The 21,051-nt window shown below is 37.9% G+C and carries 17 protein-coding genes and 1 pseudogene; 8 read left to right on the top strand and 10 right to left on the bottom strand.

Annotated elements, in window-relative coordinates; genetic code table 11:
- Positions 1 to 5 precede the first annotated feature (5 nt).
- The 4 genes from dnaN to acnA form a co-directional block, all read right to left on the bottom strand.
- Positions 6 to 1,127, bottom strand: coding sequence for a DNA polymerase III subunit beta (dnaN, locus tag ACFINH_RS03495; protein ID WP_375612831.1), 1,122 nt, complete (start codon positions 1,125 to 1,127; stop codon positions 6 to 8).
- Between the two features lie 186 nt (positions 1,128 to 1,313).
- Positions 1,314 to 2,885 (bottom strand): chromosomal replication initiator protein DnaA, encoded by a 1,572-nt coding sequence (gene dnaA, locus ACFINH_RS03490; RefSeq protein ID WP_375632158.1) that lies wholly within the window; start codon positions 2,883 to 2,885, stop codon positions 1,314 to 1,316.
- 703 nt (positions 2,886 to 3,588) lie between these two features.
- A complete protein-coding gene (gene rpsT / locus ACFINH_RS03485) occupies positions 3,589 to 3,855 on the bottom strand; it encodes a 30S ribosomal protein S20 (protein ID WP_273790272.1) in 267 nt (88 codons plus the stop codon).
- Positions 3,856 to 4,092: 237 nt separating this feature from the next.
- Complete coding sequence (gene acnA, locus ACFINH_RS03480; RefSeq protein WP_375632157.1) at positions 4,093 to 6,780, bottom strand: aconitate hydratase AcnA; 2,688 nt, start codon at positions 6,778 to 6,780, stop codon at positions 4,093 to 4,095.
- Between the two features lie 295 nt (positions 6,781 to 7,075).
- Between acnA and ccmA the strand changes: the two genes are divergently transcribed.
- From ccmA to ACFINH_RS03460, 4 genes are all read left to right on the top strand, one after another.
- The gene (ccmA, locus tag ACFINH_RS03475; RefSeq protein WP_375611428.1) at positions 7,076 to 7,687 is read left to right on the top strand and encodes a heme ABC exporter ATP-binding protein CcmA; all 612 of its coding nucleotides are present in this window, start codon (positions 7,076 to 7,078) and stop codon (positions 7,685 to 7,687) included.
- A gap of 11 nt (positions 7,688 to 7,698) precedes the next feature.
- On the top strand, positions 7,699 to 8,364 hold the full coding sequence (gene ccmB / locus ACFINH_RS03470; protein ID WP_375611427.1) for a heme exporter protein CcmB: 666 nt from the start codon (positions 7,699 to 7,701) through the stop codon (positions 8,362 to 8,364).
- A 46-nt stretch (positions 8,365 to 8,410) separates the two neighbouring features.
- A complete protein-coding gene (locus tag ACFINH_RS03465; RefSeq protein WP_375611426.1) occupies positions 8,411 to 9,190 on the top strand; it encodes a heme ABC transporter permease in 780 nt (259 codons plus the stop codon).
- A 191-nt stretch (positions 9,191 to 9,381) separates the two neighbouring features.
- On the top strand, positions 9,382 to 9,996 hold the full coding sequence (locus ACFINH_RS03460) for a DsbE family thiol:disulfide interchange protein (protein ID WP_375632173.1): 615 nt from the start codon (positions 9,382 to 9,384) through the stop codon (positions 9,994 to 9,996).
- 911 nt (positions 9,997 to 10,907) lie between these two features.
- Here the strand turns inward: ACFINH_RS03460 and ACFINH_RS03455 are convergent.
- Genes ACFINH_RS03455 through ACFINH_RS03445 form a run of 3 tightly spaced genes read right to left on the bottom strand, consistent with a single transcriptional unit; the run spans position 10,908 to position 14,092 of the window.
- On the bottom strand, positions 10,908 to 11,909 hold the full coding sequence (locus tag ACFINH_RS03455) for an Hsp33 family molecular chaperone (protein ID WP_375632156.1): 1,002 nt from the start codon (positions 11,907 to 11,909) through the stop codon (positions 10,908 to 10,910).
- A 36-nt stretch (positions 11,910 to 11,945) separates the two neighbouring features.
- Positions 11,946 to 12,881, bottom strand: coding sequence for an ornithine carbamoyltransferase (gene argF, locus ACFINH_RS03450; protein WP_375629244.1), 936 nt, complete (start codon positions 12,879 to 12,881; stop codon positions 11,946 to 11,948).
- Positions 12,878 to 14,092: an aspartate aminotransferase family protein gene (locus tag ACFINH_RS03445; protein ID WP_375632172.1), complete on the bottom strand. Its 1,215-nt coding sequence runs from the start codon at positions 14,090 to 14,092 to the stop codon at positions 12,878 to 12,880. The genes argF and ACFINH_RS03445 overlap by 4 nt, the downstream gene beginning before the upstream one ends.
- Before the next feature lie 488 nt (positions 14,093 to 14,580).
- On the opposite strand from ACFINH_RS03445, the gene ACFINH_RS03440 reads away from it, so the two are divergent.
- Positions 14,581 to 15,117 (top strand): GcrA family cell cycle regulator, encoded by a 537-nt coding sequence (locus ACFINH_RS03440; RefSeq protein WP_375617530.1) that lies wholly within the window; start codon positions 14,581 to 14,583, stop codon positions 15,115 to 15,117.
- Between the two features lie 538 nt (positions 15,118 to 15,655).
- Positions 15,656 to 15,904: pseudogene (locus ACFINH_RS03435) on the top strand (Arm DNA-binding domain-containing protein); the annotation flags it as partial.
- Positions 15,905 to 16,039: 135 nt separating this feature from the next.
- Here the strand turns inward: ACFINH_RS03435 and ACFINH_RS03430 are convergent.
- On the bottom strand, positions 16,040 to 16,630 hold the full coding sequence (locus tag ACFINH_RS03430; RefSeq protein WP_375632155.1) for a Smr/MutS family protein: 591 nt from the start codon (positions 16,628 to 16,630) through the stop codon (positions 16,040 to 16,042).
- A gap of 52 nt (positions 16,631 to 16,682) precedes the next feature.
- Entirely contained in the window at positions 16,683 to 17,375 is a 693-nt protein-coding gene (locus ACFINH_RS03425) for a Tim44/TimA family putative adaptor protein (RefSeq protein ID WP_375612823.1), read from the bottom strand.
- 175 nt (positions 17,376 to 17,550) lie between these two features.
- Here ACFINH_RS03425 and ACFINH_RS03420 point away from each other — a divergent pair, with 175 nt between their 5' ends.
- Both ACFINH_RS03420 and secB read left to right on the top strand, forming a co-directional pair.
- Positions 17,551 to 18,045 carry an FxsA family protein gene (locus ACFINH_RS03420; protein WP_375632154.1) on the top strand — a complete coding sequence of 165 codons (495 nt, stop codon included), beginning with the start codon at positions 17,551 to 17,553 and terminating at the stop codon, positions 18,043 to 18,045.
- 142 nt (positions 18,046 to 18,187) lie between these two features.
- A complete protein-coding gene (gene secB, locus ACFINH_RS03415) occupies positions 18,188 to 18,664 on the top strand; it encodes a protein-export chaperone SecB (protein WP_375632153.1) in 477 nt (158 codons plus the stop codon).
- A gap of 68 nt (positions 18,665 to 18,732) precedes the next feature.
- Here secB and ACFINH_RS03410 read toward each other — a convergent pair whose 3' ends face one another.
- Positions 18,733 to 21,033 carry an NADP-dependent malic enzyme gene (locus ACFINH_RS03410; RefSeq protein WP_375632152.1) on the bottom strand — a complete coding sequence of 767 codons (2,301 nt, stop codon included), beginning with the start codon at positions 21,031 to 21,033 and terminating at the stop codon, positions 18,733 to 18,735.
- Between the last annotated feature and the right edge of the window lie 18 nt (positions 21,034 to 21,051).

Raw genomic sequence — 21,051 nt, 5'->3', positions numbered from 1 at the left:
TGCCCCTAAACGCGAATAGGCATCAGTACATAGAGCACATCCGCATCATCATTATCACGAATCAGAGCTGGTGCTCCAGCCTCAGCCAACATAAAAACCATCTCATCACTTGAAAGCTGCCCAGCAATATCCAAAAGATAACGTGAATTAAATCCTATCTCAAGCGGTTCAGATGCATAAGTTACTGATAATTGATCTTCTGCACTGCCCGAATCTGGGCTATTAACAACAAGCCTTAACTGTCCATGCTCAATCGTTAATTTAACTGCACGCCCCCGATCACTTGAAATCGTTGAAACACGATCAACTGCAGAAGAAAAGTCCTGCCTATTAACAATTAATTCTTTATCATTTCCAAGAGGGATAACACGTTGATAATCTGGAAATGTTCCATCAATTAATTTTGATGTAAAAATCACAGAGCCTATAGAAAAACGAATTTTTGTCTCCGAAAGCTCTATACATACATCGCTATCATTTTCTTCTGAAAGAAGTTTTTGCAATTCTCCTACAGCTTTACGGGGAACAATAACACCAGGCATTCCCTCAACTCCCGAAGGAGCTTCCATCTCAACTTGTGCCAAACGATGACCATCAGTTGCAACCAAACGCAATTTCAAAACACCATCATTAATAATATGGAAATAAATACCATTAAGATAATAACGGGTTTCTTCAGTAGAAATGGCAAATTGTGTACAATCAAGTAAATGTTTTAAGCCTGATGCCGATAAAGAAAAACGATAACCAAACTGCCCAGGAAGTGACTCTGGAAAGTCTGACTTCGGAAGACATTGAAGCTGAAAATGTGCACACCCCGAAACCACGGACATTGTACCTGCTTGATTCTCATCGACGGACAATACAACTTCATTGCTATCAGGAAGTTTTCGAATGATATCATAGAGCAAATGTGCCGGAACAGTTGTTGCTCCAGCTTGTTTAACATTAACTGCAAAAGATTCCATAACCTCTAAATCAAGGTCTGTTGCTTTTAACTGTACACGGCCATTTTCTGCATCAATCAACACATTCGATAAAATAGGAACAGTATTACGGCGCTCTACCACTCGGTGAACCCGACCAAGAGACTTGAGAAATTGACTGCGATCAACTGTAATACGCATAAAAGCCCCGTATGATTTACTAAAAACTATAAGAATTCTTTAGACTTAAAGAATAGACCCTCTTTAAGAATCGCCTGCTAGAGTTTATTAAACCTCTCTTAAAATGGCAAGTCACTCCTGCATAAGAAAAAATAAATCTTTTCATTAAATTCTTTAAAGTCTCTCCAAAGAAAGAAACGATAAACACTATACAGCCTGTTCTCCAATCAACCGCTTAAGCAACTCAAGTTCCTTAGCCAAGGTCTGATCACCACAAACCAAATCTTCAATTTTACGCACAGCGTGTAAAACTGTTGTATGATCACGCCCACCAAAACGGCGCCCAATTTCTGGCAACGAGCGAGGAGTTAATACTTTTGCTAAATACATTGCAACTTGCCGTGGCTTCACAACCGTACGTGTTCGACGATTAGATAACAAGTCCTGTTTAGAAACATTATAATGGCGTGCTACCGTACGCTGAATTTCTTCAATCCGAATACGCTTAGGTTCACCAGGACGTGTCAAGTGACCTAATAACTCATCAATCCGCTCTAAAGATAAATCAGACTCAAAAGATTGACGAAACAAGAGCTGATTAAACGCACCTTCAATATCACGCCCCGACCCTAAAACCGTTTTCGCAATATATTCCAAGATATCATCAGAAATTGATACCATGCCATCATCTTGTTGTGCCACCTTCAACCGCTGGCGCAACATTTGCAAACGCATTTCATAATCTGGTGCTTCAATTTCAAGAGCTACCCCTCCCTGAAGACGAGAGCGAACGCGAAGATCAAGCGATTCTAATTCTGCTGGTGGACGATCTGCAGCGACAACAACCTGTTTTGCACTATCAAGCAACATATTAAGCAAATGGCAAAACTCATGTTGTATCGACTTACCCTGCAAAAACTGCATATCATCAATAATCAAAAGGTCGATATCACGAAGCTGTTCTTTAAAAGAAAGAGCATCATTATCACGAATAGCTGTTGCAAAACGCCACATAAAATATTCAGCAGTTAAATAAATAACGCGCGCAGACGTTAAACGCTTCAATGCAGAAGCAGCAATCGCTTGAAGCAAATGTGTTTTTCCTAAGCCAACAGATGCGTGAATAAAAAGAGGATTAAAACGTAAGGCACTTTTATGCCCCTCTGCAATGGAACGCGCAGCTGCTAAAGCAACACGATTAGAAGCCCCCTCAACAAAACTTTCAAAAGTATAGCGAGAATCAAGTGGAGATCCAAAAACTCCCGTTTGAGAATTCTTAACTAAATGCTCTGCGCAACTTTCAACAAAAGATGAAGTCGTCTGCTCCTCTAGTACAACAGGAGGAACACTTCTTTTACAAACGACATCTCTTGAAACGCGTTCCATACCACGAACAATAACTTCAACACGAAGAATTGCTGAATTCTCTTGTTTCCATAAATGAGTCAAAAGAGAACCATAGTGATTATTAATCCATGAACGTAAAAAAGCAGTAGGAACAGAAAGCTTTACAAGAGTATGACTATATTCAGCAAGCTTCACACGTCCAAACCAACTGGTATAAGCCTCAACACCAACCTGCACCTTTAATTGCGCCATAACACGTATAAAAGCCGCCGCACTTTCCTCCTCTGAAACAATAGAATGCCCTATAGAAGCATTTCTACAAACGTTCTCATCACTTTCCGTCATCCTATTCTTTATTATGTTCTCTGCCGACAGGATATTTACCGAAACCCTTTTAAAGGAACTAGCTTTAGAGTTCAATTTATCCACCATCTTCCATCCTGATAAAAATAAAATTTTGTCCTGCCAAACAACTAAAATAAATCTAGCGAAGGCAAAACGCCCTACCCCAAATAAGATTACTCACCCTCCCCTAGGATAGCCTCATCACAACCCTACTAACAAAGATGACCAATAAGATTTACTTGCACTCATGATATGACCCACCCTTCTAAAATGGTAAACATATCCATTAAGAAAACTAAAAAACCGTCAGAAAACCTCTCCAACACAAAAGTTTCGAAAAGCCTAAATCAAAACATCTTGTATTCAACAAAATACAGAATAATGCGCTGATGTGACCCCTTCATGCTTCTTAGTCTTCATAAGAACCATACAAAACAGCAGAGGTAAAATGCAAGAGGTCAAAATAAAATCAAAAAACCCGAAAAAAATGCTTATATTAATGAAGACTGAAAAAAAATATTGATTCAATTCATTTTTTTTCTCTAAATTTACCAATAATTAAAGAATCTCTTCAGATTTAAAAAAAAAAATAAAATGCTTGACAAAAAAGACTCTGTACAAATCCACAAAGCTTGTGGATAACCATACCTCCCTCTATAAACTTTCTCTCCTTTTTCAAGTGGAGAATCATTATCGATTCTTATTTTCAATAGAAACTTTTTGAAATAATAAACAAAAAGCCAGCATCCTCATGGATACTGGCTTTGTTCTCAATTAAAGGAGAAAAAGCTTAAACGCTGAGAGCCTTCAAACGTTTAGCTAAACGCGATACTTTCCTCGCAGCAGCATTTTTATGAAAAACCCCTTTAGAAACTGCACGCATAATTTCAGGCTCAAAATTCTTAAATGCAATCTCTGCAGATGCCTTATCGCCACCCGCTAAAGCATCATCAAACTTACGTATAAAAGTACGAACGCGTGAACGGCGGGCCTTATTAACCTGTGTGCGCGCCGCAACCTTGCGCACCGCTTTTCGAGCAGAAGGTGTATTCGCCATAAATATAATCTCTCTTTCAACACCTTGGTAAAATGAGTCTCAATAACAACTCTACCAATATAAATAAATCCAACCCAAGCAAAACTATAAAGCTGCCTATAACCGTGTGGGTTATAGCGCAATCCTAAAGCTAACGTCAATTAGATTTTCAAAGATAGCCATAAAAAAACGAAGCCAAACTCTTTGATCCGCAACTTTATAGCTTAATAATAGATATTCCTTAACAAACAAAAGAATTTAAACGGCTAACTTACGCAAGACATATTGCAAAATTCCACCATGATGCAAATAATCTAGCTCATCTTCAGTATCAACACGGCATAATAATGGAACGGTTTTTACCGTACCATCAGAAAAAGTAATTTTCGCTACAGTCTTTTGACGAGGTTTCAAGTTATGAATCCCTTCAATTGTCACCTTTTCATCTCCCTTTAAGCCTAAAGATTTCCAACTTAGCCCCTCCTCAAAAACAAAAGGGACAATGCCCATACCAACAAGATTAGAGCGATGAATCCTTTCAAAAGACTGCACAATCACTGCTTTGACACCAAGAAGATTGGTCCCCTTGGCAGCCCAATCGCGAGATGATCCATTACCATATTCAATACCTGCAAAAACAACGAGTGGAATACCTTCTTGTTTATACGCCATTGCTGCATCGTAAATGGTTTGTTCTACCGCTGACGGATAATGAACCGTATAACCTCCTTCTCGACCATTTTCCCCTAACATGAAATTACGAATGCGAATATTGGCAAAGGTCCCACGCACCATAACTTCATGATTCCCACGACGCGTTCCATACTGATTAAAATCAGCCACTTTAACACCATGATCCATTAAATATTTTCCGGCAGGAGAAGCTGCTTTAATAGAACCAGCAGGAGAAATATGATCCGTCGTGATTTTATCACCAAATAAACCTAAAATCCGTGCATCTTTAATATCTGGTAAGATATCAGGTGTTTTCTGCATATCATCGAAATAAGGTGGATTGCGTACATAGGTGGATTGCTCATCCCAAGAATAGGTAGAACCCGTAGGAATCTGAACTTTTTGCCAATTTTCATCTCCCTTAAAAACATCTGCATACTTTTCGGCAAAAACCTTCCGCGTGACATTTTTTTCGATAAACTCCTGTATTTCTTGAGAAGTTGGCCAAATATCTCTCAAATAAATGGGGTGGCCATTTGAATCTTTACCTAGAGGCTCCTTGGTTAAATCTTTACACACCGTCCCGATGAGCGCATGTGCAACAACTAACGGTGGTGAAGCTAAATAATTCGCTTGCACATCAGGGGAAACACGCCCTTCAAAATTACGATTTCCTGAAAGAACCGCAGATGCAATTATACCATTGTCATTAATCGTTTTGGAAATAGCTGGATGCAAAGGACCAGAATTACCAATACATGTTGTGCACCCAAATCCTACTAAGTTAAATCCTAATGCATCTAAATCTTTTTGCAGACCCGAATTTTGAAGGTAAGCTTCAACGACTTGTGAACCAGGTGCAAGAGAAGTTTTTACCCATGGTTTACTCTTAAGACCCTTTGCCACAGCATTTCGTGCCAAAAGACCCGCAGCAATAAGAACACTTGGATTCGATGTATTCGTACACGACGTAATCGCAGCGATCACCACATCACCGTGACCAAGCGTATATTCTTCACCCTCAACCTGATAACGCTTATCTTGTCCAGAAGTCTTCTTATAGTCTTCGACCAATGCCTTCTCAAAACCCTGCCCAACATTTTCCAATGCAATACGTCCTTCAGGACGTTTAGGACCAGCCATAGAAGGAACAACGGTTCCCATATCTAATTCAATTGTATCACTAAAAATGGGATGAGCCACCATTTCATCATGCCACATCCCTTGTGCTTTGGTGTAAGCCTCCACTAAGGCAATCCGACTTTCATCACGCCCTGTCATATTGAGATAACGCACTGTCTCCTTATCAATTGGGAAAAAACCACACGTTGCTCCATATTCAGGTGCCATATTTCCAATCGTTGCCCGATCAGCAAGCGTCATATGCTCCAAACCAGGACCAAAAAACTCAACAAATTTACCGACAACACCCTTCCGACGTAGCATTTGGGTCACCGTTAATACGAGATCGGTGGCTGTTACACCTTCCTTAAGTTTACCTGTTAGACGAAAACCAATCACTTCAGGTAACAACATAGAAACAGGTTGGCCTAACATTGCTGCTTCTGCTTCAATACCACCCACACCCCAACCTAAAACCCCTAAACCATTTACCATAGTCGTATGCGAATCAGTTCCCACACAGGTGTCAGGATAAATCGTCTCACAGCCCTCTTCATTCTTCATCCATACACATTGTGCTAAATATTCTAAGTTAACCTGATGACAAATCCCTGTTCCTGGAGGAACAACGCGAAAATTTTGAAAGGCTTGTTGCCCCCATTTAAGGAAACGATAGCGTTCACCATTGCGTTCATATTCATGCTCAACGTTTTCCTTAAAAGCCATGGAATTGCCAAAAGCATCAACAATAACTGAGTGATCAATGATGAGATCAACGGGAATGAGAGGATTGATTTTTTCAGCGTTACCGCCAAGTTTAACCATAGCATCACGCATTGCAGAAAGATCAACAACTGCTGGAACACCTGTAAAATCCTGCATAAGAACACGTGCAGGACGGTAAGCAATTTCTGCCCCAGCGCTCCCTTTGTCGTTTAACCACTTAGCAACATTGAAGATATCCTCTTTTTTAACTGTGCGACCATCTTCGAATCGCAATAAATTTTCGAGAATAACTTTCATCGAAAACGGTAAACGAGAAACACCTTCAAGTCCGTTCTTCTCCGCTTCAATCAAGCTATAATAAGTATATTCTTTGCCACCAACATTTAATACTCTACGACAATTAAAGCTATCAATTTGAGTCATGACTGTCCACCCTCATACTATAACCACCCAATTTCCAGGAATGAACAACACAAACTACGAGTCAAGGTCGCAGCTTGAGCGCAGACGCAATTACCTCCGCCATCCATTTCCCCCTCCACCCTCTAGGCATAATGCGGAAATCAGCGCCAGAAACCATTTTACACCAGATATTGATGTAAGGTATCCCTTATAGAACTATTTCTAGAACTATTCTAGGTACAATTGCATAAAAAATGTGTTTTTTATTCTATAATGCAATAAAGAATATGAAAATAAAAACAAAATAGGCAATCACATGGTGTTATCAGGCAAAGATTTAGCCGCTTACAGAAACGAGGAAATTCTGTTTCAAGGTCTTTCTTTTTGTTTATTTTCACAGCAACTTATGACAATCACCGGTCCTAATGGTATCGGAAAGTCTACATTACTCCGAATCATTGTCGGTCTTCTTGAGGCTGCTGAAGGTCATATAATACTTAAAGACCATGATCAAATATACCCTGTTGCAACTGCTTGTCATTATCTTGGTCCTCAAAATGCTATGAAACCTCTCTTATCTGTCATTGATAATTTGCAATTTTGGGCAGATTTTTACGGTCAACATTTACGTTTTGCGCATGAAGCTCTTGCCGATATTGGTCTTTCTAACCTTGAACATTTACCCTTTAACGCTCTGTCAACTGGACAACAAAGACGCGTAGCTATTGCGCGCCTTTTGCTCTCCTATCGTCCTCTTTGGATTTTAGATGAACCAATATCTGGGCTTGATAACCATGCTCAAAAACTCCTTGCTCGTATTTTCCAGCGTCATCTCAATCAAGGTGGTATGATTATCGCTGCAACTCATAATTCCATAGGCATTCCAGAAAACCATAAAATCGCTCTGGAAAAATTTTTACCTCTCTAGGAGAGAATAAAATGAAAGCACTGTTCTGGCGTGATCTTAAACTATTATTAGCGCTACAAGCCACTTCACTAACAGGATTATTGTTTTTTATCGCTGTTGTTGTCATAACCCCCTTTGCCATTGGACCAGATCCCAAAACTCTTGCACAAATAGGACCAGGTATATTGTGGTTTGGAGCCCTTCTTGCAGGACTCCTCAATCTGAACAAACTTTTCCAAATCGATCGCGATGATGGTAATCTCGACCAATTTATCCTTTCAGGAAAAAGACAAAGTTTTACACTAATTGTCTTTACAAAATGTCTTGCCCATTGGGTAGGAACAATGCTTCCTCTTATTTTTGCCACACCTATTTTAGCCCTCATGCTCCATTTAGATGTAGTAATAACTTTTACAACAATACTTACCCTTTTATGCGGAACACCAGCTATTATTTTTATTGGTGCTATAGGCGCTGCACTCGCAACCTCATTGTTGCACAGTACTTTGCTTATTTTTATCATTATCTTGCCGTGGATCATTCCAATTATGATTTTTGGTGTTTCCGCTGCTACAGCCCCAATAAACCCAAATACCTCTTTTCTCACTTCTCTAGCTCTTCTCAGCGCTTTTTCACTTCTTTTGAGTCTCTTTAGCTCTTTTGTTGCTGCGATAACGCTTAAACTTTTATCAGAATAATAAAAGATGATTGCCGCATAGCAAAACTCTGCCTATTATGAATTTTATGAATAAACTATCTCGTACATATAAAATCAGGTTACTCCCTGCAAGTTTCACCCTTTTCATGAAAATAAGCAGAGTCGTCTTACCTTGGTTGGCCGGCATAACATTGTGTTTCCTTATCTTAGGGCTTATTCTAGTGATGCATTCCCCTGATGACTATCAACAAGGCATTACTGTTAAGATTATGTACCTTCATGTACCCTTTGCGTGGTTGTCTACATTCTGCTATGTAACGATGAGTGCAGCGGCTTTAGGAAATCTGATTTGGAAATATCATCTTGCTGATGTAGCACTTAAATGTGGAGCGCCTATTGGGGCAATTTTTACCGCCTTGGCTCTCATGACAGGAGCGCTTTGGGGGCGACCTACATGGGGAACATGGTGGGTCTGGGATGCACGATTAACATCAGTTTTAATTCTGCTTTTTATCTATCTCTCCATTATCCTGCTTGGGCGTGCTTTTGACAACCAAGTAAAAGCCGCTCGTGCTACTGCAATTCTTACACTTGTTGGATTTGTTAATATCCCTGTTATTAAATTTTCCGTTAATTGGTGGAATACATTGCATCAACCAGCATCATTGTTACGTGCTGGAGGATCAACAATCGACAATGCTATGTTATGGCCCCTTATAACAATGCTCTTTTGTTTCATCTTTATGTTTATTGCTCTTTATTTGATGGCTATGCGAAATGAAATCAATCGTCATTATATCCGAATACTTCAGATTAAAAAATCCCGTCGTGCACAACAACAGGACGCTTCATCATGCTCGACCTAAATGGCATCCACGGCGGACTTTTAGGAAATCTATCTCAGAAAATTGATTTTTTCCTGAGCACCCTTAAACACGAGCAAATTGTTGTTTTAAGCTATGTGCTTTCTGCAATATCCCTCTTATGTCTTATTGGATATATTCTTTGCAAAGCTCTATACCAAAAAAAAATTCTCCAACAACTAAACAAAAAAGAGCTGTCACAAAAAGAAAAGTATAATGAAAAACATCCCTCCAAACTTAAAAAAAATATATCTTTGCCTGTTCTGCTTGTTTTTTTTGGACCATTTGTTCTTTTTCTTCTTCTCATGATGTTTTTTTTCAACTTTATGGATAAAAAACACCTTCAAGATTCTTCTCTTCTCCCAAACGCATTGGCTGAAAAACCTGCTCCCAATATTCATCTTCCTCTTCTTGATAAAGAAAGTTATCTCAATTCAAAACAGTTTAAAGGACGGGTTACATTGGTTAATTTTTGGGGCTCTTGGTGTTTGCCCTGTCGCGAAGAGCATCCTATTCTTATGCAAATTGCACAAGATAAACGTTTTGATCTGATTGGTATTAATTACAAAGACAATAAAACAAACGCCCTGCGCTTTTTAAACGGTTTTGGTAATCCTTTTAAATTTATTGGCTTTGATGATTCAGGATATACAGCCATTGATTGGGGAATATATGGACCTCCAGAAACCTTTCTCTTGAATAAAGAGAGCATCATTATTGCCAAACATGTTGGTCCCTTAACATGGCAAATTTATCAAAAAAAAATTCTACCAAAAATTGAACAAGCGATTATGACAGAAGAAAAATAATGCAGGTTTGTAAAAACATAACGTTTTATCATGCTATGTATGCTATTTTATTTATACGGACCATCATTCTTCTTAGAAAAATTTTACAAGAGTATTATCATTGTTGATTCAAAAACATGTGTAAAGAAATATCTGTAGAACAAACCTCCAAAATATGACAAAAATTTTAAGTAGTTTTCATTTTTCTTTAGAGATTAAATATCTGTTTGGGAGCTTTATTTTTGATTATTTGGACAAAATAATATTGCTATAGAACCATCGTTAGCTTAGTGACAGCAACCAACTATTGTTTTCAAAATCATATAGTATTTTTTCTCCGCTTTTTTTATCTGAAATACACATTGTTATGAGGGGACTTCACCACTATTCTCATCTTTATAAAATAATAAATCTGCTCTTTTGCAGCGTCATTGTTATATTTATTCCCATTACACTTATCTGTTCGTAATAGACTCCATAAGTCTATATTGAATCTATACATTCTTATTCTCTCGATAATTTCCCTTATGATTATAACTAATAAGCTTTATTGAGTCTTAATAAGATAAATTCGAGTAAGAAAATATGACTACAATCAAAAAGTCTCATTTAACAGAGAAGATAAGTTATGAGTACATAATCAATTTATCAATGAAAATTATAAAAGAATTCATTGTAAGAAATAAACTTTTGAGATGTAAAAAGTACAAAAGAAGCTTTTTCGAGAGGAGAAAATATATTTTACAGAGAACTCTTTTTTAAGCACTCTATGACGTAATTACCGATCTCAACAGAACGATCACTCGTATACACTAAAAAAACTCTAAGACAAGAAATATTCTAGAAGTTCATATGAGCTTATGCGTAAACTTTTATGACGCAAATAAAATAGGCTTTTGTTGTAATCATCATTTTTTATGAAAAATGTTTGATTATGTTTTTTCTTCTAAAAATTCTTGCGGTGTAAAACAATATGTTTTTGAGCAAAATTCACATGTGACTGAAATATATTTATTTTTAACCATTTTATTGCGTTCATCAATAGAAAAGCCTTCTAGGATTCCTTTAATTTTTTCGTGTGAACAAGAACATTGATCGACAAGAGAAAAAGGGTTAAAAACTCTAACACCTTGTTCATGGAAAAGACGGAACAAGAGCTGTTTACTACCGACTTGGGGATCTGTTAATTCTGAACTTTCAATCGTTGCCATGAGTATTTTAGCTTCCTGCCATTGGTTATCCAATTGGGTATGAGTTTTCGTTTCTTCTCGCTTTTGATGAGGGGTATCTATTTTATGATGAGACGATTCTTGGGGTAAAAGTTGGATCAAAATACCTCCAGCTCGCCAGCTTTTCTGCGGTTTTCCTTGTTGGTCACGATTAATTAATATGGCCACAGCCAAACGAATATCGGTAGGAATTTGCTCTGATTGATCAAAATACATACGAGAAGCTTCTTGTAAATTTGATCCATCTAATGCAACTATCCCTTGATAGGGTTGCATATGGGGACCTTGATCAATTGTGAAAGCTAAAGTGCCTTTTCCTAAAAGTGTTTCTGAAGAGGTTTGACCATTGTCTATGGCTTGTTTAAGCTGTTCTTTATCAAAACGAGCGTATCCACGTAAACTGGAAGGAGGCGAAAAATCGCACACCAACATATTAACTGGTCCATCGGAATGAGTTTGTAAAATAAATTTTCTCGTAAGTTTTAGAGAAGTTCCAAGCAGAACCGTTAAAAGTAAAGCTTCTGCTAGAAGATAAGAAACCGGTTCAGGGTATTGATGTCTTGTGAGAATAGAATTTAAAGTTTCCCCAAGTTGTACGGCACGTCCACGGATATCAAGTTCTTCAACTTGAAAGGGAATAACACTATCATCTTCATGCAAGAAGTTGTTGTTGAGAGAGGCTTCATCTTTAGCTTGTTCACTCATAGCTTTGCCTTTTTTATATAATTTGTTGTAGGGAGGCTATTGTGGAGAGAAAAACGCATCTTGTAAACACCAAGAAAGAATTGCTTTTTGAGCATGAAGACGATTTTCAGCCTCATCGAAAACAACGGAGTGCGGTCCATCAATCACAGAATCAACCACTTCTTCACCACGATGAGCAGGAAGACAATGCATAAAAAGAGCATCAGGTTTTGCTAATTTCATGAGAGATTCATTGACTTGATAAGGCTGAAAAATAGAACGACTGCGAGCACGAAATTCTTGTCCCATGGAGACCCATGTGTCGGTCATAATACAATCAGCATCTTGAGCTGCTTTTTGGGGATCATGGGTTAGCATAAGATGTGCTCCTCGCTCACGTGCCCAATGTATAAATTTTTCCTGTGGTTCACTGCCCTTTGGAGTAGCAATACGCAAATGAAAACCAAAAAGAGCTGCGGCTTCAATTAAGGAATGGAGCACATTATTACCATCCCCCATCCACGCAAATATTTTACCAGAAATAGGCCCTCTATGTTCCTCATAGGTTAAGATATCTGCTAGAATTTGGCAAGGATGTGTATCATCTGTAAGGGCATTAATGACAGGAATTTGTGCATATTGCGCCAATTCGAGCATACGTTGGTGTTTCGTTGTTCGCAATATCACAATATCCACAAAACGGGATAAAACGCGCGCCGTATCAGCTATGGTTTCACTATGACCAAGTTGCATCTCTGAACCCGTGAGCATGATCGTATCTCCGCCAAGCTGGCGCATACTGATATCGAATGAAATACGGGTTCGTGTGGATGGTTTTTCAAAAATCATCGCGAGTGTTTTACCTATAAAAGGTTTTGAACCTTTTCCTGCCTTAAAAGATGCTTTAAGAATTTTTGCATAATCAATCAGTGCACGTGCCATTGCTGGCGTTAAAATGGATAAATCCGTGAAATGACGAAGAGCATTTGTCATATGTGTGATATTTGTCTTTCTTTATTTATTTGCGAAAGATAGGAAATTGCTTTTTCAATACGATGTAAACTTTCATCTATTTCTTCTTCCCTAATGATAAGAGGAGGCAATAAGCGCACAACATTGTTGTTGGCTGCAACGCTTAAGAGATATTCATTTTCCAAAGCATTAACGACAAGATTTGAAGGCACAATACACTGAATACCCAACATAAGCCCCATCCCCTGAACTGCGCAGATAATATCAGGATAGATATTGAGAATGTGCAAAAGTCCACTTTTTAGTTTATCCCCCATACGCTGAACATGGTTAAGAAAACTTGGCTCTAACAAAACATCAAGAACACTATTTCCTACAGCCATTCCAAGAAGATTTCCTCCAAAGGTTGAGCCATGTGTCCCAAGTGTCATGCTTTTTGCAACTTTATCCGTTGCAAGGCAAGCACCTAATGGAAATCCCCCTCCTAATCCTTTTGCGAGGGTAAGAATATCAGGCGTGATATCACTCCATTCATAAGCAAAAAGCTTTCCTGTTCGTCCTATACCCGTTTGGACTTCATCTAAAATCAATAACAGACCATTATCATCGCATATTTTGCGCAAAAATCTTAAATATTCATGAGGGACCGTTCGTATTCCTCCTTCTCCTTGAATAGGTTCAATAAGAATAGCGGCGGTATTTTTATTAATAGCGTTACGCAAAGCGACTTCATCACAAAAAGGTACTTGAATAAATCCACCAGCTTTAGGTCCAAAGCCTTCAAGATATTTTTCATGCCCAGTCGCAGCAAGCGCAGCAAGTGTACGTCCATGAAATGCCCCTTCAAAAGTAATTATTTCAATGCGTTCTGAATGACCAGAAGCATAGTAATAATGGCGTGCCGTTTTGAATGCGCACTCCAATGCTTCAGTACCTGAATTGCAGAAAAAAACCTTATCCGCAAAACTATTTGCACAAAGCCGCGTGGCAAAAGATGCCTGTTCAGGAGATTGAAAAATATTAGAAATATGCCAAAGTTTTTCAGCTTGTATTTTGAGCGTATCAACCAATTTTGGATGTGAATACCCTAATGCGTTAACAGCAATACCAGATGTGAAATCAAGATAATGTTCTCCTTTATCGGAAATAAGCCATACACCATGCCCTTGTTCAAAATGCAAATTTCGTCTTGCGAAGCATTCATAAAGTGGTTGTATAGAGACGGCATCCATCATAATTCCCTTTATATTTTAGTCTTTTCAATATATATGTACAAAGCAACACTACAAATAAAACAGCATGGTATATTTCGTTACGGTGCTTTCAACATTTCATTACGATTAGTGATTACACCTATAGAATAGATCATTACACCAATTGAAAAAAAGTCAATGAAGGTTCTACAAATAAGCATTTTGGGAAAAAGCCTTAAACAAAAGTGAAAGTTTAACCTATGATTGATTTGCAAGTTGGGGAAAACATTCTAAATAAACTCTTCAAGAGGTAAAGACTCTTGTCATAGAGTGAGTGCATATTGTAATTTACAATATAATAAGCAAGATGATGTGTTTTGATTTGTAAATCCACAGGTTGGATGATTTTTTTATGCTCACGTAGAGTGTAAAGTTCTTTCATTCAGCGTAATGAAAACATTATTTAAACATTTGAAGATGCAACGGGGGAGAGCATCTTAGTGACGTAATCGGAATGGAGTGCTGGTATGGGTTGGACATGTGAACGCGTTGAGCTTCTTAAAAAGCTTTGGAGTGAAGGGTTAAGTGCAAGTCAAATTGCTGCTCAATTAGGTGGGGTCAGCAGAAATGCAGTCATCGGCAAAGTACATCGATTAAAGTTACCAGGACGTGGTAAGACAGCACAAGGAAGCACGCGTGCGCAAAAAACTCCCGTGGGAAGTAGCAGCCCATCATCTCCACGTGTGCGTCGCAACACATCCACGGTATCGCCAATAAACACATCATCTGTAAGTATTGAAGAAACCGCTTTAAAGACAGAATTTGTAGTGGAAGATGTAAAAGAAGTTGATATGTCCACAAAATCCAATGTAGTTGTGCCTATATCACGTCAACTTAATCTTCTACAATTGAGTGAAAATACATGTAGATGGCCGGTTGGCGATCCATTATCAGCAGATTTTCATTTTTGTGGTGCAGATTCTGATGAAAATAGCCCCTATTGTGCCTTTCATGCTAAGCTAGCATTTCAACCAATATCTGAAAGACGTCGGATAAGAGTGTAATATCCTCAATTGAATCTCGTATTCTACGCCTTCTGCGCTTCGCTATTAAATTTTAATTATCGAATTATTATGAGAAAGAAATTTAATGGAGCTTTTAATAAATGAAAAAATTTCTTCATGAAACTATTCAACGAAACTGTATCTTTTGGTGCTATTGCGCAGCTGTGTGTTGTAAAGTTATATTCCTGTTTATTTTCACAATTTTCTTTAATTTAGTTGTACTGCTTTTAACACTATCCATAGTGACATCTTTTGAATAAGCTAGTTTCTCAATTTCTCATGTTTTTATTCTTCGTGTATTTATATAGAGTAATGCTGTGGTTTATAAAAATAATTTATCGCTTTGCAACCTGAATGAGATGAATGAGATCCATTTATATCTCTCTCATTTTAAGTCCTCTTATATTGAAACAATCAAAATCTTTTGTTTGGGCGTCACGAGCGAGATGAGAACTGTGGAGAGTTAAAAACACTTAAAGAAAAGCATGCCTCTTATAAATGCTTTCAAGTGCCAAGGACTTAAAGGGTTGTTGCAACATTGGGAGATGGCAAAGTGTATGATGATGCCAGATTGCCCTTTTATTAAGTATAAAGATAGGGGATGCTTCATGGATTTATCATTATACTCTTCACGGATGCCGTCGCAAAATAGGCTTGGGAGCGTTGAGAGATGTTTCTTTAAAACAAGCCTGTGAATATATGCAATTCAATATCATTCTGTTTTGCGTGAGGGATGTGCCCCGTTAAAGAATGCGATAAACAAAAGCGTGAAGCAATACGTAGAATGTAAAATAATATCTTTATAATTTTTTATAAAAAATTATAAAGAAGGGAATATTGTATTCAAGGCTCTTACGAAATATACAAAAACAATAAATTATAAGTATAAATAAATATAAAATCTAGAGCGACCACAATAACATCACTTTCCTTCTCCCGACACAAAACGGCGCAACCAAACATAAAGCGCACCTTCTCCGCCATGCTGACGCGCTGCTTGCTCAAACGCGTGGACATAATATCGAAAAGCTGGTGTTGATAACCAATACGGAACAAATCTATACAAAGCTCCATCGCTCCCAACGGATCGTCCTTTTCCTGTAATCACAAGGACATAACGCAATCCTCTCTGCTGAGAGGACTGTAGAAATTTTTTTAAGAAAAAATAAGCTTCTTCCTGCATATAACCATGGAGATCAAGACGCGCCTCAAGAGGACAACGACCTTGGGAAATTTTACGATATGCAACATGATCAAAGAAATGAATCTTTTGTGCTTGTGTAACTGACCTCTTTTCTCTTTTAATAATTGTCGAGGGTTGTTGATTTTCCTGAGACAATGAGGAGATTTGAGTTACAGGCTGTTTTTTATCATTAATATTTGCAATAGTTTCTGAAGTAGAAGAGAGCATCTTACCGTGAAGCGGTGTTATCGTACGACAAACCATCTCCCATAAAAGACGATCTTGTGAAGCCAATAAATCTCTTTTTTGTCTCCATTTACTTGAGGACATTTTAATTTCTCATAAATCATTGAATGCTTATGGAAGAAAAACAAAAAGTATTTTAATTTTCATTTTCTGTAGCAAAAAGCTTCCAGTTGGGATCTGACGATAAACTATTGCGAACAAAAGTCCAAATATCCCTGATTTCTACAATAGCATCAGGATCACCGTCTATACGCTCGCCCTGTTCATTATAAGTAACAGAAATCATCTCACTGACAATACGTATCGTTAAAAGTTCATCTTTTTCTTGTATTGCCGCCGCAACAAATTCAGCCTTATTAATTCCAACAAAAGTGAATTCTATTCTTTCTTTATTTTTTTCTCGTTGCTCAATAGCCATACAAAAGCTCTCAAAAACATCCTGACAAAGCAAGCTTTTAAGTTGATTGCGATCACCTTTGGCAAAAGCTGTTACAATCATTTCATACGCAATTTGTGCACCTTTTATAAAAAGTTGAGGAGAAAAATGAGGATCAATTCTATGAAATTCCCGCAAATTTTTATTCAAAACACTCCCCTCCGGTGAAATTTTATCAATTTCACTAAAGTCGTCTTTTTGTGAATTTTTCTGATGAGGGAACGAAACAATATTATCAGCCGTTTCTGCTTCAACTTGTTTTTTAGAACGTCGTGAATAAGGATCAAAGGGTGGCTTTTCAAACCCAATTCGTTTCCCTAATACATTACGGAGTTGCACAAAAATAACAACCATAACAACAAGAGCTATGACAAGTATAACGTCAAATTCCATAGGCGCTGTCAATCTCCAAAGCTTAAGTCTCTAATAAACATTGCAGTCAATACCATTTATCAATAAATATGTAAAATAAGGAATCTTATCATTCAAATATTTTTATAGATTTTGTATTTAAACGGAGTTCTCTTAAGAATTTCTCCCCCCTACTCATCTAGAAGGAAACTTTCATGTGATAAAACTTTATTCTATAAATCCTCGTTTTTTTGTTGTTATCTTTCTTTGCATTCTTTTAATCGAGATTGCTGGTTTTATCTTTGTTGGTCAAGAAATTGGTATTTTGGCAACCTTGAGTTTGGTTATTCTCACAACCATAGTTGGGGTTGTTTTATTGCGAATTCAAGGGATTAGCCTTTTAAAAAATATACAAAATGAACTTATCCAAGGACGCACATTAGAGAATAATATTATTAATGATGCTTTCATCATGTTTAGTGCAATTTTACTTATTCTTCCCGGCTTTGTCACTGATCTCTTGGGAATATTACTTCTTATTAAACCAATTCGCTCTGTTGCTTGGCATTTCTTTGCATCATTAAAAAACAAAATGAATCCCAATACTAAAAGAAAAAATAACTCTGAAAAAATAATTGATCTTAAAGCAGAAGATTACACAATTCATGATACGACAGAATCTCCATGGCGCAAAAATGATGATAACCATTGAAATGCCTAAAAAATCTGTAACAAACTAAAAAAATATTCAAGATAAAGAGCGCATTTCTTGCAACCTTTTGCAAGGCGTGATAACCAATCTGGTCTTTAGATCTAAAATAAATATACATATTATAATGGAAGAGGTTTGTCGTATGGCCGAAGATGAAATGAATAACAGTGGTGGAGAGCCGGTTTTTGCTGTATTAACTCAATATTTAAAAGATTTATCATTCGAAAACCCTGGTGCTCCTCGTTCATTACGTACACGTGAAAAATCACCACAAATTGATATCAATATTAACGTCAATGCTAACCCAATTGGTGATGACAATTATGATGTCGTTTTGTCTCTCTCCGTCAAAGCCAATGATGAAACTGAAACCTTATTTCATGTAGAACTTATTTACGGTGGTGTTTTCCACCTTAAAAACATTCCACAAGAACATGTTATGCCACTGGTCTTTATTGAATGTCCCCGTCTTTTATTTCCATTTGCTCGCCAAATTATATCTGATGCTACTCAAAGTGGTGGTTTTCCACCTTTGTGGATTGATCCTATTGATTTTGCAGCACTCTTCCAAAAGCGTCTTTCTGAAGAGCAAAAAGACAATCAAATACAGCCCTCTTAAAAAATTTATTTTTTTGCTATCAAAAAGCCCCTTGATATATTATTGGTATATTAGGGGCTTTTTTTCCTTTAGACGACTTTTGCGGCATGATAAGCTGCAAGCATTGCAATATTGACAACATCTGTATCGCTCCCACTAAACGGTACAATTTGGACAGATTTTTCCAATCCAATTAAAATAGGACCAATGATAGTTGCTTCACCGAGTTCTTGTAACATTTTGCTTGCAATGGAAGATGCGTGATATCCAGGCATAACCAAAATGTTAGCAGGCTCCGTTAATCCCATAAATGGATATTGCTGCATCAATTTGGAATTGAGTGCCACATCAGCACTCATTTCTCCATCAAACTCAAAATCAACTTTGCGTTCATGCAAAATATTAATCGCATCCTGAATTTGCTGCGTCGTCTTCCCTTTCATATAACCAAATGTAGAAAATGCTAAAAATGCTACCCGTGGTTGATATCCAAATCCTCGCACAAATGAAGCTGCTTGTTCAGCTATATCTGCAAGTTCTTCAGCATTAGGATTTTCATAAACGGCTGTATCCGTAATAAACACAATTCGTCCACGGCAAATAGCCATTGAAATACCAATCAATCGTTCTTTTGGTTTTTCATCAATTGCACGACGTATATCGATCAACGCTGTTTCATAATTGCGTGTCACCCCTGTAACCATTGCATCAGCATCTCCTAGTGCCACCATACACGCAGCAAAATAATTGCGATCATTATTGATACGACGATGACAATCACGCAACAGCCAACCTTGACGCTGCATTTTTTTATAAAGATAATTCGCATAAGCATCTGTACGGCAAGAAAGCTTAGCATTCATAATAGAAATACCTTCACGCTCCAGATCAATTCCAGCGATAACAGCCGCTTCTCTTACTTGCTCTTCACGACCAACCAAAATTGCTTGTCCTAATTTTTGATGAACATAGGAAACGGCTGCCCGCATAACTTGCTCTTCTTCACCTTCTGCAAAGACAATTTGTTTTGGCGCTTGACGAACATGGTTATAAACCCCACGCATCATCGAGGAAGTAGGATCACGTCTCGCATTCAAATCGCGCTCATAGGACTCTAAATCATTTATGTTCTTTTGCGCAACACCGCTTTCCATTGCTGCTTTTGCTACCGCTATTGAAACAACCGTAAATAAACGCGGATCAAAAGGAACAGGGATGATATAGTTAGGACCAAACTTTAATCGCTTTCCATGATAAGCTTCTGCAACGCTGTCAGGCACTTCTTCATGCGCTAAATTAGCAAGAGCCTTTGCCGCAGCAATCTTCATGTCTTCATTAATAACTCTTGCACGCACATCAAGCGCACCACGAAATATATAAGGAAAACAAAGAACATTATTAATCTGATTTGGATAATCGGAACGTCCTGTTGCGACAATGGCATCATGACGCACTTGCATAACCTCTTCCGGCGTAATTTCTGGATCGGGATTAGCCATAGCAAAAATGATCGGCTGGGGTGCCATGGATCTTACCATTTCAGGAGTAAGAGCACCTTTAGCAGAAACCCCAAAAAATATATCTGCACCTTCCATTGCTTCCATAAGCGTACGTTTATCTGTTTGAATAGCATGCGCAGATTTCCACTGATTCATTCCCTCTTTGCGGCCTTCATAGACCACACCCTTTGTGTCACATAATATGATATTTTCGGAACGAAAGCCCATCGCTTTAATCAATTCAATACAAGCAATCCCTGCAGAACCAGCACCATTACAAACTAACCGCGTATTTTGCATATCACGCCCTGTTAAAGTCAAAGCATTGAGAACACCCGCAGCAACAATAATCGCTGTACCGTGTTGATCATCGTGAAAAACAGGTATATTCATCACCTCGCGTAGGCGGCTTTCAATCATAAAGCACTCTGGCGCCTTAATGTCTTCAAGATTAATTCCACCAAAAGAAGGTTCTAAATGGCGCACCAAATTGATAAAACTTTCTGTATCGTTTATATCAATTTCTAAATCAATGGAATCAATATCCGCAAAACGCTTAAACAGCACTGCTTTGCCTTCCATGACCGGCTTAGAGGCAAGTGCACCTAAATTGCCTAACCCTAAAATAGCGGTTCCATTTGAAATAACAGCAACAAGATTACCTTTTGCTGTATAATCATAAGCTAGCGCTGGATTTTGAGCAATTGCCTTAACTGGAACTGCAACACCTGGTGAATAAGCAAGTGCTAAATCATGCTGTGTTGCCATAGACTTTGTTGCAACAATCTCAAGCTTTCCTGGTCGACCACGACTATGAAAATCTAGAGCTTCTCTTTCGCTCGCACTGTAAACAGTTTGAGACATTTTCTGATCTTGCTCGCTCTTTTTCATCTCACTTTATTTTCTCCA

The sequence above is a fragment of the Bartonella sp. AA74HLJMH genome, assembly GCF_042197045.1.
GTDB lineage: Bacteria > Pseudomonadota > Alphaproteobacteria > Rhizobiales > Rhizobiaceae > Bartonella.
Note: the sequence above shows the minus strand (reverse complement) of the source record. Positions and strands in the feature narration are given on the sequence as shown.

Coding starts and splice junctions, on each gene's coding strand:
- dnaN (WP_375612831.1), bottom strand. CDS start 1,127: ATGCGTATTACAGTTGATCGCAGTCAATTTCTCAAGTCTCTTGGTCGG.
- dnaA (WP_375632158.1), bottom strand. CDS start 2,885: ATGGTGGATAAATTGAACTCTAAAGCTAGTTCCTTTAAAAGGGTTTCG.
- rpsT (WP_273790272.1), bottom strand. CDS start 3,855: ATGGCGAATACACCTTCTGCTCGAAAAGCGGTGCGCAAGGTTGCGGCG.
- acnA (WP_375632157.1), bottom strand. CDS start 6,780: ATGACTCAAATTGATAGCTTTAATTGTCGTAGAGTATTAAATGTTGGT.
- ccmA (WP_375611428.1), top strand. CDS start 7,076: ATGGTGTTATCAGGCAAAGATTTAGCCGCTTACAGAAACGAGGAAATT.
- ccmB (WP_375611427.1), top strand. CDS start 7,699: ATGAAAGCACTGTTCTGGCGTGATCTTAAACTATTATTAGCGCTACAA.
- ACFINH_RS03465 (WP_375611426.1), top strand. CDS start 8,411: ATGAATAAACTATCTCGTACATATAAAATCAGGTTACTCCCTGCAAGT.
- ACFINH_RS03455 (WP_375632156.1), bottom strand. CDS start 11,909: ATGAGTGAACAAGCTAAAGATGAAGCCTCTCTCAACAACAACTTCTTG.
- argF (WP_375629244.1), bottom strand. CDS start 12,881: ATGACAAATGCTCTTCGTCATTTCACGGATTTATCCATTTTAACGCCA.
- ACFINH_RS03445 (WP_375632172.1), bottom strand. CDS start 14,092: ATGGATGCCGTCTCTATACAACCACTTTATGAATGCTTCGCAAGACGA.
- ACFINH_RS03440 (WP_375617530.1), top strand. CDS start 14,581: ATGGGTTGGACATGTGAACGCGTTGAGCTTCTTAAAAAGCTTTGGAGT.
- ACFINH_RS03430 (WP_375632155.1), bottom strand. CDS start 16,630: ATGTCCTCAAGTAAATGGAGACAAAAAAGAGATTTATTGGCTTCACAA.
- ACFINH_RS03425 (WP_375612823.1), bottom strand. CDS start 17,375: ATGGAATTTGACGTTATACTTGTCATAGCTCTTGTTGTTATGGTTGTT.
- secB (WP_375632153.1), top strand. CDS start 18,188: ATGGCCGAAGATGAAATGAATAACAGTGGTGGAGAGCCGGTTTTTGCT.
- ACFINH_RS03410 (WP_375632152.1), bottom strand. CDS start 21,033: ATGAAAAAGAGCGAGCAAGATCAGAAAATGTCTCAAACTGTTTACAGT.